This is a genomic window from Leptospira tipperaryensis (assembly GCF_001729245.1).
In the GTDB taxonomy this organism is placed as follows: domain Bacteria; phylum Spirochaetota; class Leptospiria; order Leptospirales; family Leptospiraceae; genus Leptospira; species Leptospira tipperaryensis.
Map to the genome: position 1 here is coordinate 1,491,952 of NZ_CP015217.1, position 12,130 is coordinate 1,504,081.

A 12,130-nucleotide genomic window follows, 5' to 3' on the forward strand; every position below is an offset into this window, starting at 1 on the left:
ATGAACAAATATAAGAATATTATAATACTCAGTATCGCACTTTCTTTCTTCGCCAATTGCGAGGAAAAACCTGACGATACGACTCTGGGCTTTATCAACGAGGACTCGAAGGTGCTTCTCGCTGGGATGCTATTTTTTACTCCCTACGTCGCGGATCCGGCTTCCGGAACCGTTACGAACACAACGACCGGTCTCATGTGGAAGATCTGTTCTCAAGGACAGGTTCTGCGGGTCGGCGCAAACGGAACTTACGATTGTGAAGGGATCAATAACAGTTCCACCGTCATCGGAAGGTTCGGAGCCACGCTACTTCAATACTGTTCTCTCAATCTGAACGACTGTAATACGATCTCTCTCCCTTCGGTTCTTGTCGGTCAAACTCCGGGATTTACCGGAACGAGCGAAGCCTTTACTTCGTGTAATCAGGATCGCACGGGCGGATATTCCAACTGGAGAGTTCCTTCTTTTCTGGAGTTGAAAGCTCTCACCGTTTCCGGAAGTTTGAACGCACTTCTCATTAAATTTCCGAATACAGTAGAGGACAACTATTGGAGTTCTTGGGCAAAAGAAGACACAGTAGATACGGCGCGGGCCGTTAATTTTACTGCGACTCACTTCGGAGAAGAGACCAGCTTTTCTAAGACAAGCAGATACTTTGTTCGTTGTGTAAGGAATCTTCCTTAAAATTTTCTGAGACTTTTTTCTCCCGAGTAAAAATAGACACTCGGGAGAAGTTTTCCTTCGGTCTTACCTTTAAATGTGAGTATAACCTCATATTCGGTTTGACAACCAAAAAGGGTTGGTTAGAAATTCGTAATCTTCTTGGTGTTATATGATGAAAATGAAAACCCTTCTTTCCATTTCGATTCTTTCTTCCATGATCTTTTTTGTTTCCGAGGTTTTTTCTCAGGAAAATTTTACCGGTTGTGATAAGCCTGAAGAAAGAAAGGATCTTCCTTTTCGGATTGATCGTGTCAAACAGATGTGTAAGAAGGATCTGGACAACAAGAAAGAAGGTTGGTATCCCACCGGACTTCCACTCATCAACTCGGATCCAAACGAAGGAATCGGATACGGAGTTAGGGTCTACGGTTATAACAACGGTAAGAAGACCGATCCTTTTTTTGAATATACTCCGTATAGACTTCGCTTTTTTGCACAATATTTTAATACGACAAAGAATGCGCAGTATCACCAGTTAAGTTTAGACATGCCTTATATTGCCAACACGCAGTGGAGATTGCGTGCGGACGCACTTCTTACGATCACTCCTACGACCTTGTATTTCGGAGTGGGGGAATCTACTCTCAAACCTCTGAGTTATCAGGAAAGAAATCAACCCGGAGCTCCGCAGACAAATAACGCACAATATAGCGCGCAAGAATCCGCGTTCTTATACCAGAGACCGGGCGGTCCTGGGGATCCGATCGAACTCGGCGGAAGGACGTATTCGGGAGTTCCCGCGGGTCCGGCGTTTAACGTTACGGATCGTATGTACAACCGTTATACGATTCAAACTCCTCAGTTGAATTTTAGTTCGGAACGTTCTTATTTTCACGGAACCGTAAGACTTGTGGCGGGCTTTCGTTTTTCGAATAACATCGTCCAGGCGAACGACGGAAAGTTTGTGAAGGCAGTGGATCCGATTTTTGACGGAACCCCTCTGAGCACTTCCGGTGAAGTTCCAAATGCGAAGACAAGATTGACCCAGGACGCGGAAGCCGGGAAAATTTTGGGGTATAACGGCGGTTATGTGAACACCGCAAAGGTCGGTTTGGTTTACGATACGAGGGACTACGAACCCGATCCAAACTCCGGAGTTTTTTTAGAAGCCACATACGAGAAGGCGACGAAGACGATCGGTTCTAATTTTGATTTTCAGAAATATTTCGGACACGCAAAATTCTTCTATAGTCCCTTTCCAAAGACGTTTGAAAAGTTAGTTTTGGCCTCCCGTTTCGGTTTCGGAGTTTCGGACGGGGACGTTCCGTTTTTTGAATATAGAAATTTATGGGGAACCGAGAACACAGTCTCCGGTTTAGGCGGTCTCAGAACTCTTCGCGGTTACAAACAGGATCGATTCGTAGGACGAGCGATGGGTTTTGGAACCGTGGAAGTTCGTTGGAAGTTCTACGATTTCTCCGTGGGTGGGGAATACTTCGCGCTCAACTTGGTTCCTTTTTGGGATTTCGGTCGAGTTTGGAACGACGAACACAAAGCCGGTCTACAAGATTATAAATATTCTCAGGGGATGGGTTTACGGATCGCCTGGAATCAGGCGACGATCATCATGATCGACTACGCGGTCTCGAGAGAAGATAAACAGTTATTCGTAAACTTCAGCCACGTATTCTAATATTAGAATATTCTTAAATTATCGTTTGTTTGACGTTTTGCATCGGGTCGTTCTATTTCCGCGGATGGAGTTGTTTTAGCTCCGAAAAATTGGCTTTTTCGTAAAGTTTGTTTTCTCGGTTTGAAGCGCGGCGGATTGTTTTCATTCTTAAATCGTTTTTTTTTGCAAGGCAGAGGTATATTCTCGATTTTGCGTCGTTTATCTCGAAGGAAGAATGAGATATATTCTTACATTCGAATATTGATTTTTCCGACGAAGGATGTGAGTTGTAAAATTCGCTTGAAAACGGACTTGAAGTCCGATTCTGATAAAATGAGGGTTTGTGAAAGACCGAAAAGACTCACCTTGCAACACGGAGTCCATTGGTAGAAAATGCTGGAGTTCCCACATTTCCATCTTTAGCTTTTTCGAACCGACTGATTGTCGCTCCATCCGATGTGAGTTACTACATTTGGGAGAATACTATAAAGGGTAAAATTTCCTTTTGAACCTAAGAAATCAACTTCACAAAGTCCGATCCAGTTTCGGATTACAAAGGCACCTTATCGTTACGAATTTCAGTATCCACTCGAGACGGATTTCGATTTTCCGGATAATCCGTCGAAAAGTGCAAACCTCGACTTTCCTTTCTCGAAAGCGCAGAACGGATGATGAGTTCCGCCACGATCACCAAGTTTCTAAGTTCGATCAAAGGATTTGTGATCACGGTTCGGTTGTAGTAGTCTTTTACTTCTTCGTAGATCAAGTCCATTCTTCTCTTGGCTCTTTCCAGTCGCAGATTGGAACGAACGATTCCCACGTAGTTACTCATCGTACTTTTGATTTCGTTTAAGTCGTGTGAGATTAAAACCCATTCTTCCGTGTTGACCATTCCTTCTTTGTTCCAAGAAGGAATTTGATCGTGAGCGGATGTGAACTCCGGTTTTTGTTTTCGGATTCTTTCGGCGATTCGATTGGAGAATACGAGACATTCTAAAAGGCTGTTGGAAGCGAGGCGGTTTCCTCCGTGAACTCCCGTACAAGCGGTCTCTCCCGCAGTGGAAAGATTGGAGATCGTTGTTCTTCCTTCCAAATCCGAAGCGACTCCTCCACAAAGAAAGTGAGCCACGGGGACGACTGGGATCAGATCGGTGGTGATATCGATTCCGAGTTCCTTACACTTTTCATAAATCGAAGGAAAGGATTCTCGGATCTGCGTAGAGGGAAGATGAGTGATGTCCAACCAGACGTGTTCTTCTCCTCGTTTTTTCATCTCAGAGTCGATCGCGCGCGCGACTACGTCTCTTGGCGCCAGATCCGCCATCGGATGATAACGTTTCATAAACGGTTCTTTATCCAACGAAAGTAGAATTCCGCCCTTTCCTCGAACGGCTTCCGAAATCAAAAAAGAATCTCCGTCTTCGTGATAGAGGGCCGTTGGATGGAACTGATAGAATTCCATATTCTTAATGAGCGCTCCGGCTCTGTAAGCGGAAGCGACCCCGTCTCCGGTTGCGATTTTGGGATTGGTCGTATGCGAGTAGACCTGCCCGGCGCCTCCGGTTGCAAGAATCGTTTCTTTCGCCAGGATCGGAAATACTTCCCCGCTTTGGTTGGAAAGAACATACGCGCCGTAACACACGAGTCCCTTTTGTTTTAAATGGTGGGGAGTGATGAGATCTACGAGAGTATGATATTCTAAAATTTGAATATTCGGATTTGATTTAACTACTTTCAGAAGGGTTTTTTCGATTTCCCTGCCCGTTCTATCGTGTGCGTGTACGATTCGATTTTTACCGTGACCACCTTCTCGGGAAAGGTCGAACTTTCCGGAAGCTTCCAGGTTGAATGGGACCCCGTAGTTTAAGAGTTCTTTGACGAGAGGAGGGCCTTCTTCTACGAGGACTTGAACCGCCGCCGGATCGCAGAGCCAGGCTCCCGCTTCCAGAGTGTCCGCAACGTGGTCTGAAAGTTTATCACCTTCCGCAAAGACGGAAGCGATTCCGCCCTGCGCGTAGTTTGTGTTGGATTCGTAGTCCGATTTTTTGGTTACGATGATGACGGAGCCGAAGGGAGCGAGTTTCAAGGCCGAAAAAAGGCCCGTGATTCCGCTCCCTAAGACTAAAAAGTCCGTTTTGATACGGGGCATACTATTTCTTTTTTTGTGTGTTGATCAGCGCTTCAATATAATCCAAAGAACGAATGAGTTGATAGTCCGGTTTGATCGGGTCGTTTTTATGTTCTGCGATAAACGACGCCGCCTTTCCATTCTTCTGAACCCAAGAATCCAACTTTTTCACGTCAAACGCGCTTCTTTCTTCGGTCGAGGCCGGAAGTTCGGAAAGGTGATTCCACATATTTTCTTCTCTAAATCGGAACGGGAACGATCCGTCTTCTTCGGAAGAAATGTCGATATCCGGTTTTACACCCACTACTTGGATCGTGTTTCCGGATGGAGAATAGTAACGCGCCTGAGTAAGTTTGATCAGATAGTCGTTTCCGAGAGGCATCAGTTTTTGAACGGTAGCCTTACCGAAAGTTCTTTCTCCTAAGATCAATCCTCTTCCGTGGTGTTTGATCGCGCTCGCAACGATCTCCGAAGCGGAAGCCGACTTCGCGTTGATCAGAACGGCTAACGGTAAATTGGTGATGTCCTTATTCTTTGCATACGCGTCTTCGGGACTTCTGTTCGGGCTTTTTGTGGAAACGATCAAACCCTTTTCGATAAACATATCGGCGATGTCGATCGCGAGATCCAAATAACCGCCGGCGTTGCTTCGAAGATCCAGGATTACAGCCTTGAGTTTGGTTCCTTTGGTCTGTGCTTCCTTTTCGAGTTCTCTGTATTTATCCATCAACTCTCGATCCACCGATGGACCGTCTTCCGATTTTACGAAACCGGTGAGTTTGATATAACCGATATGCTCGTGGCCTTCTATGAGTTTGCTGCTTAAATTTTTGATTTCAATCGTGTCTCGTACGACTTCGATGTTCAGAGTTCCGGGAACTCCTTTTCTCTGAATCGTGAGCGCGACCTTGGAACCTTTTTTTCCTTTGATCTTTTCTACGACCTTATCCAGAAGAATTCCTTTGATCGATTTTCCGTCCACAGCGAGGATCACGTCCCCGGAGCGAATTCCTGCGTTGACGGCGGGTCTTCCTTCGAGAGGATTCTCCACCACAACTTCTCTGTTTCCTCCACCGGAAAGAATGGCTCCGATTCCTTCAAAACTTCCGTCTTGAATTTTTGCCATGGATTCTTCCCAAGCGGAACGAAGGAAGACGTTACTGTGTGGATCGAGAGAGGAAAGATATCCGTTCGCCGCGGCGAGAAGGACGTCGTTCATCGTAAACGGTTCTTTTGATTTTTCTTCGGCTTCTCCAAACGGATCTTTGAGAGGAGAGTCCTTGTATTTGTCGATATTGGTTTCGATAAAGGAGAGAATTCGATCAAAGTCTTTTTTGCTAAAACCGGTTTGTTCCCATTTTGCGGAAAGGACGTTCTTACGAACCTTTTCTCTTTCCACGAGTTTTTTGACTTCGTCGTCGCTGACCTTGGTTTTGTTTGCGTCTTCTTTGAGTTTACGATCTCTGATCTTTTCTACTTCCGCGTAGTCCGGATCAAAGAGAACGAAAGAATCATCGGTGGAAATTTTGAAAGTTTTCCCCGGAAAAGTTTCGTCCTTTTCTTCATATTTCTCTCTTTCCTTGAAATAACTTTCCGGATAGAGATAGATGGAATGAGGAAGCGATAAGAGGGCGTAGATCGCGGCCTCTCGATAGGCTCGGTTTTTATCGATATTCTTATCGATGTAATACCGAGATACGGTGTTCACCACGTTATCAAAGTCTTTGAGGGTAAAGTCTGCCTTGACCGGGGACTTGCCGGATGTAGGCTCGCAGTACAGGATAAATATGGTCAAAAGAGTGGAAAGTAATAACGAAAGCGCGGCAGATCCTTTTTTCAAACTCGTGTCCCTCAGATTTCAGGAAATTTTCGGTTCATTCTCTATTCAAATCTCAAAGTGTCAATCCCTTTGGGGCGGAAGTTCGCTCTTCCTTCTCTTGATTTTACAATTCGTTGTCTCGTGTTCGACGGTTTCTTTTCCGGGCTCGGGAAGATTCGCGCTCGAAATGATACAAGAACAGGCCATTTTAGAATTTTATGGAACCCCGGAAGAAAGGGAATCCGCGATCAAACTTTTAAAATCGAGCTGTCGCTCCTTGAGACCCGATCGTGCACTTTCTTGTTACAATCTTTCCGTACTTTTTGTATCTTCAAAGAATTATCAGGATGCTCTGGAATACGCACTTCGTGCGAGAAAGGCAGATCAAGAAGATACGCTCTATCGAGATCAGGTATTTCAAGCCGCGTATTACTTGGAGTTGGAGCAGGGCGAGGCTCTAACGATCGACGAAGTGGAAAAAAGATATTTCCGAGCGATCAAAAACTGCAAGGAAGGAAAGAAGAATGAAACTCTTGCCGATCTGATGGTTCTTGCGGAAATGAAAGAGATCGGAAAAGAATCCCTCAAAAAAGGTATCTTTTCGGAATGTGTGGGAGAATCGGAATCTCTTCTCAATCTCAAACCGAACGAAGTGAGTTATACAAAAGAATATTATAAATTTCTGGAGAATTCGCATCCTTACAAGGAAGTCTGGGACGTGACCGGAGTGGTGCGAAAACAAACCCTGGAGAAAACGCAGAACCCGAACCAAGAAGTCACAAAGGTCTGGAAAGAATTTCGTCAATCCGTGAAATCAAAAAACAAACCCAAGGCGATCGAACAACTAAAAAAGTTCAAAACAACTTTGGAAACGATCTCACAAAAAAATCCGAATTCAAAATACCTCGCGCTTCATCTCAAAAAAGCAGCGTTCTACTTGATCCAAGGAGATCCGAATTTCGAAGGATTTCGAGAACTCACAAAAGAGCTCGAAGATATTCCTTGACGCTCTTTTCGATTCCGACTTCCAGAGCATAAGACATCAAACGATGACCGATGGAGACTTCCAAAAGATCGGGAAGTTTTGAAAAGACGGAAAGATTGTGCTGATCTAAATCGTGGCCCGCGTTGATTCCCATCTTTTGGGAAAGAATTTCTTTTGCCGCGGGGACATACAACGTTTCAAAGGATTTTTTTCCTTCTTCCGGAGAACGATCGAAGGCTTCCGCAAAAGGACCGGTGTAAAATTCCACGCGGTCGGCTCCGGAAAGAGAGGCGAGTTTAAGATTCTCCAGATCGGTTTCCACAAAGAGGGCGGTGCGGATTTTTTCCTTTTTTAGAATTTTAGAATATTCTTGAATTGTATCCAAGTCTTTTTGAAAATCAAATCCGTGATCGGATGTGATTTCTCCCGGAGTCACGGGGACTAGGGTTGCCTGATCCGGTTTTGCCGCGAGGACCAATTCGATAAAACGGGAAGAAGGTTCTCCTTCGATATTGTATTCGATCGATGTTTTGTTTTTCTGATTGTAGGACGAAATAAATTCTTTGAGTTCAAAGACGTCGTCTTTTCGGATATGTCTTTCGTCTTCCCTGGGATGGACCGTGATTCCTTCCGCGCCAGCCAGAAGAACCAATTCCGCAAAGTGGATGAGATTGGGAATATTTCCGCCTCTCGAATTTCGCAGAGTGGCGACCTTATTGATGTTTACGCTCAGCTTTGTTTTCAACGGATTCTCCTAAAAGAAAGGGGTTCTTTTGCTAAAAAGGGGATTTGGTTTCATTCTGGGAATTGAAAAAAAACGAAACAGCGAAGGATTCTTTCCTTGCAATTATTCTAAAAATCGGTTAGGGTTGCGCCCCGTTCGAGTTAGCAGATTCTTACCCACAAGTTGAGAACGAGAGGAAAGGAAAGTCGTTCCGAGAAATGGTTTTTAGGAGTTCCTACGGGAGGGACTTTTTAATTGCAAAATTACGATTTTGTGATAGAGAAAAGTCTTCCGAACGTTCCACCACCCACCCCTCCACCCAAAATCAGGGCGGGGCCGTGAAGTTTTACGAAGGATCGTCGTAGTTCCGACGATTCATCTTGAGCTTCGAAAAACGAGTGGTTCAGGATAGGCGAGCGATGGACGGAGAATAATAATATTTCTGCTTGAACGTGAATACCTCTCGCAGAGCATGGTCAATTCCGATGGCAACCAGTAAGAAGACTACTTCCAAAAAAACTGTCTCGGCCGCGGCTAAAAAAAAGGCACCGGCCAAGAAAGCCGCGCCCAAAAAAGCTTCTGCTTCGACAAAGAAGAAAGAAGAAATTATCAAAAAGGCTCTTTCGAGTCCGGCATCCAAAGCCGCGGGAACTAAAAAGGCTTCGGGGTCCAAGGGCGTAGCTCTCAATCCCCTTGGAAAAAAATGGACCTGCCATACTTGTTCCACGAAATTTTACGATCTCAATAAAGAAGAAAAGATCTGTCCTAAGTGCGGGGCGGATCAAAACAAACGTCCGGTAACCCGTACTCGAACTGTTCGTCCGAGAGTGGTAGAAGAGGAAGAAATCATCGACGACGACGCAATCGCCGAAGACGAGGATTTGGAATTCGTCGAAGAACCTCTCGAAGAGGCTTTGGAAGAAGAGGAAGAAACGGAAGAAGCCGAAGAGTAATCTTCTTTCTTGTCTCATCCGATTCTCATTCTGGCCGCTCCCACGGGAGCGGGCAAAACTTCTCTCATCACGGAACTCGATCCGGAAAGGTTCGAAATTCTTTCCTTTGATTCCAGACAAATTTACCGCGAGATGCCGATCGGCACCGCGGCTCCTACAAAAGAACAACAATCTATAATTCGCCACCATCTCGTCGAAGTCCTTTTTCCTTCCGAGAAAGTCGACGCCGGTCTTTACAATCGTCTCGCCGACGAAGCCTTACGCTCGGTCTTAAATCAAAACAAAATTCCGGTCTTTACGGCGGGAACCGGATTCTATCTAAAGGCATTTTTATTTGGAATGTTTGCGGTTCCTGAAATTTCGGAAGACGTGAGAAACAAAGTCCTCGCGATGAGTCCGGAACAAAAGAGAAATCGTCTGCAAGAATTGGATCCGGATTCTTTGGAAAAAATATTTCCCGGAGATGATTACAGATTGGGTCGGGCTCTTGAGGTCAATTTGATGGGAGAACGTTGGTCCGCATTAAAAATCGATCTCCAAACTTCGGCGATTCAAAAATACAATTTGAACATTCGTTTGGGCGTATTTCTCGACTTGGATCGGAAAGAACTTTATGATCGGATCAACCTCCGCGCCAAAGAAATGATCGATCAAGGAATGGCCGAAGAGGCTTGGAAGATTCAAGAATTCTATGGCGCAGATTGTCCGGGACTCAAATCCCTAGGCTATAATTTTGCACTTGAAAATAAAAAAGGAAACTCCAATCTAGAGACATTCCTTGCGGATTTAAGCCAATCGCATAGGAATTATGCCAAACGACAGATCACCTGGTTTCGAAAGGAAACGTATCTCAAACCAATGGGTCGGACTGAGGCGCTGGAAACAATAAAACATATAAAGTAACGGAAACAAAAAAAGATGTCTGCTAAAAACAACATACAAGACCAACTCTTAAACACTGCCCGGAAGGATAAATTGGATCTTACCATTTATCTATTAAACGGGGTTCCCTTGAAAGGTAAGGTAGTCAGCTTTGATAATTTTACGATCGTTTTGGAGCAGGAAAATAAACAGAGTCTTGTTTATAAACACGCGATCTCGACGATCATTCCCGCAAAGATCATCAAGCTTTATACTGAGGAAACCAAAGACGCAGCACAAGGATAATGCGACTTTGGACTAAACTGTTCTGGATTCTCATTCCGGGACTATTTGCAACTCTTCTCTATTTTTGTCTTATCCCCCTCAAAGAGGGGGATGCGCTTCTCGTCGTCGACGGTTCCGAGGAAATCTTAGAATATACGGGCGGACCTGGATACGTCTTTGAATGGAAGGCGATTCTTCCTTGGAAATTTCAGGTCCTTCGTTTTCCGATTTCGTCCAGGGTTGCGAATGCAAATCTGAGCGTGGATCTTTCTTCGGGGCTTTTCCCCGAATCTTCCTCCGAAGGAAAGATCAAGATCAAACTCGAAGTCAAATATTCCCTCGATTCTCAACGCGCGCCCGAGTTTTTGGAAACCGCCGGGATTCGAGACGAAAAGATAAGCAACTATATTAGCAAATTATTACATTCTATTCTTCGCAAGAAGATCGACGAATATCTAAACAATCCCGCTCTTCTCAAAAACAATCTCGAAAATTATACCCGAAACAATCTGGCCGTCGATCTCCTCGCCGATGAAAAGACGATCAAAACTCTGAGTCTAAGAATTCTGGATCTACAAGTGCCGGACGCGGTCCTGATCAACGGAATCTATCGAAATCAAAATCTTCTCTTACAAAGAAAACTAGAACTCGTGGCGGCGCTCGGAAAAGCCGAAGCTCTCAAGATAGAAGAGGACGCCAAAACATTCGCACTCCTAAAACGTCTGGAAAAAACGAAGGACTTCGTAACTAAAAATCCGGACATGAAAGAATTTGTAATCTATGAAAGTTTATCCGATAACGTGGAAGTGATTCTTCTTCCTTCGGAAATGATCTTGGGAGAAATCCCGACTTCTAAAAAGAAAAAGAACGGCGCAGTAAAAAGACCCAAAGAGGTAGAATGAAACAGGACAAACCCGTAGTATTGATTATGGCCGGAGGCAAAGGAGAGCGTTTTTGGCCGCGTTCCCGAGTTTCCACACCGAAACAATTACAGAAAGTTTATTCCAACAAAACTCTTCTCAAGGAAACCTTGGAAAGAGCACTCACGATCACTACGATCGATCGTATTTACATCGGAACCAACGCTAGTCTCAAAAAATCCATCCTTGCTCAGGAGAAAAATTTTCCTGAAAAGAATTTTATCATCGAACCCGAAGGCAAAAACACCGCTCCCATCATCGCACTCGCGTCTCTTTATTTCAAAGAACAATACGGAGACCCGATTCAGGTCGTCCTGTCCGCGGACGCATGGATCAATCCTGTAAAAGAATTTACAAAGACGATCTCCAAAGCCCTCGAACAGGCGGAGAATCATCTGGTTCTTCTCGGAATCAAACCGAATCGTCCCGAGATAGGATACGGTTATATCGAAGCCGGAAAATCGACTGACGGTTGTTTTGCGGTAAAATCCTTTTACGAAAAGCCGGACGTCAAAACCGCGCTCAAGTATATCAAAAGGAAGAATTTTTATTGGAACCCGGGAATCTTTCTCTGGAAGACTTCCACTATATTAGAAGAATTTAAAGCACATTCTCCGAAAATTCTCGGACCTCTCGAAGAAAGATTTCCGTTTAAAAAGGCGGGCGAGTTGGGCGCGGCGTTCAAAATTCTTCCTTCCGATCCGGTCGATATCGCGATCATGGAAAAGAGTTCCCGCATTTCCATGGTGGAAGCGAGTTTTGGTTGGGACGACGTGGGCTCCTGGACTTCTCTGGAAAGAGTGATGCCTGGAGATTCTTCCGAAAACAGACACATGGGGAATGCGATTCTATTTCATAAGTCTTCCGGAAACATCACTCAAACTAAAAAAGAATTCACCGCACTTCTCGGAGTTCAAGATCTGATCGTGGTCGAAGAGGAAGACGTTCTCTTTATCAGTACCAAAACGGGAGTAGGCGACATCAAAAACCTCGTCGCGGAACTCCGTAAAAATAAAACTTTACAAAAGTACACAGAATAGTTTTCTGACATGAGGAAATCTAAGGAGTTCTGAATGCCTTCAGGTAAGAAAAGAAAGCGCAGAAAGATCGCGACTCATAA

At 44.7% G+C, this 12,130-nt stretch carries 11 protein-coding genes; 8 read left to right on the forward strand and 3 right to left on the reverse strand.

Annotated elements, in window-relative coordinates; all coding sequences use genetic code 11:
- Nucleotides 1-684 carry a surface adhesin Lsa25 gene (lsa25, locus tag A0128_RS07120; protein ID WP_069606872.1) on the forward strand — a complete coding sequence of 228 codons (684 nt, stop codon included), beginning with the start codon at nt 1-3 and terminating at the stop codon, nt 682-684.
- A 193-nt stretch (nt 685-877) separates the two neighbouring features.
- Nucleotides 878-2,356 carry an Omp85 family outer membrane protein gene (gene omp85 / locus A0128_RS07125; RefSeq protein ID WP_427854345.1) on the forward strand — a complete coding sequence of 493 codons (1,479 nt, stop codon included), beginning with the start codon at nt 878-880 and terminating at the stop codon, nt 2,354-2,356.
- Nucleotides 2,357-2,885: 529 nt separating this feature from the next.
- On the opposite strand, the gene nadB is transcribed toward omp85, so the two are convergent.
- A complete protein-coding gene (gene nadB, locus A0128_RS07130; RefSeq protein ID WP_069606874.1) occupies nt 2,886-4,484 on the reverse strand; it encodes an L-aspartate oxidase in 1,599 nt (532 codons plus the stop codon).
- A 1-nt stretch (nt 4,485) separates the two neighbouring features.
- Nucleotides 4,486-6,303 (reverse strand): S41 family peptidase, encoded by a 1,818-nt coding sequence (locus A0128_RS07135; RefSeq protein WP_069606875.1) that lies wholly within the window; start codon nt 6,301-6,303, stop codon nt 4,486-4,488.
- On the opposite strand from A0128_RS07135, the gene A0128_RS07140 reads away from it, so the two are divergent.
- Nucleotides 6,251-7,288, forward strand: coding sequence for a hypothetical protein (locus A0128_RS07140; protein ID WP_069606876.1), 1,038 nt, complete (start codon nt 6,251-6,253; stop codon nt 7,286-7,288). The genes A0128_RS07135 and A0128_RS07140 overlap by 53 nt on opposite strands.
- Here A0128_RS07140 and A0128_RS07145 read toward each other — a convergent pair.
- Entirely contained in the window at nt 7,260-8,012 is a 753-nt protein-coding gene (locus A0128_RS07145) for a pyridoxine 5'-phosphate synthase (protein ID WP_069606877.1), read from the reverse strand. The two genes, A0128_RS07140 and A0128_RS07145, sit on opposite strands and share 29 nt — an antisense overlap.
- 464 nt (nt 8,013-8,476) lie before the next feature.
- On the opposite strand from A0128_RS07145, the gene A0128_RS07150 reads away from it, so the two are divergent.
- From A0128_RS07150 to A0128_RS07170, 5 genes are read left to right on the forward strand one after another with little or no spacing between them, the layout of a single operon-like run.
- Nucleotides 8,477-8,944: a TIGR02300 family protein gene (locus tag A0128_RS07150; RefSeq protein ID WP_069609178.1), complete on the forward strand. Its 468-nt coding sequence runs from the start codon at nt 8,477-8,479 to the stop codon at nt 8,942-8,944.
- 9 nt (nt 8,945-8,953) lie between these two features.
- The gene (gene miaA, locus A0128_RS07155) at nt 8,954-9,847 is read left to right on the forward strand and encodes a tRNA (adenosine(37)-N6)-dimethylallyltransferase MiaA (protein ID WP_069606878.1); all 894 of its coding nucleotides are present in this window, start codon (nt 8,954-8,956) and stop codon (nt 9,845-9,847) included.
- 15 nt (nt 9,848-9,862) lie between these two features.
- Nucleotides 9,863-10,111 carry an RNA chaperone Hfq gene (hfq, locus tag A0128_RS07160; RefSeq protein WP_003009702.1) on the forward strand — a complete coding sequence of 83 codons (249 nt, stop codon included), beginning with the start codon at nt 9,863-9,865 and terminating at the stop codon, nt 10,109-10,111.
- A complete protein-coding gene (locus A0128_RS07165) occupies nt 10,111-10,992 on the forward strand; it encodes a hypothetical protein (RefSeq protein WP_069606879.1) in 882 nt (293 codons plus the stop codon). Before hfq ends, A0128_RS07165 begins: the two co-directional genes overlap by 1 nt.
- Nucleotides 10,989-12,050 (forward strand): mannose-1-phosphate guanylyltransferase, encoded by a 1,062-nt coding sequence (locus A0128_RS07170; protein WP_069606880.1) that lies wholly within the window; start codon nt 10,989-10,991, stop codon nt 12,048-12,050. Before A0128_RS07165 ends, A0128_RS07170 begins: the two co-directional genes overlap by 4 nt.
- Nucleotides 12,051-12,130 lie beyond the last annotated feature (80 nt).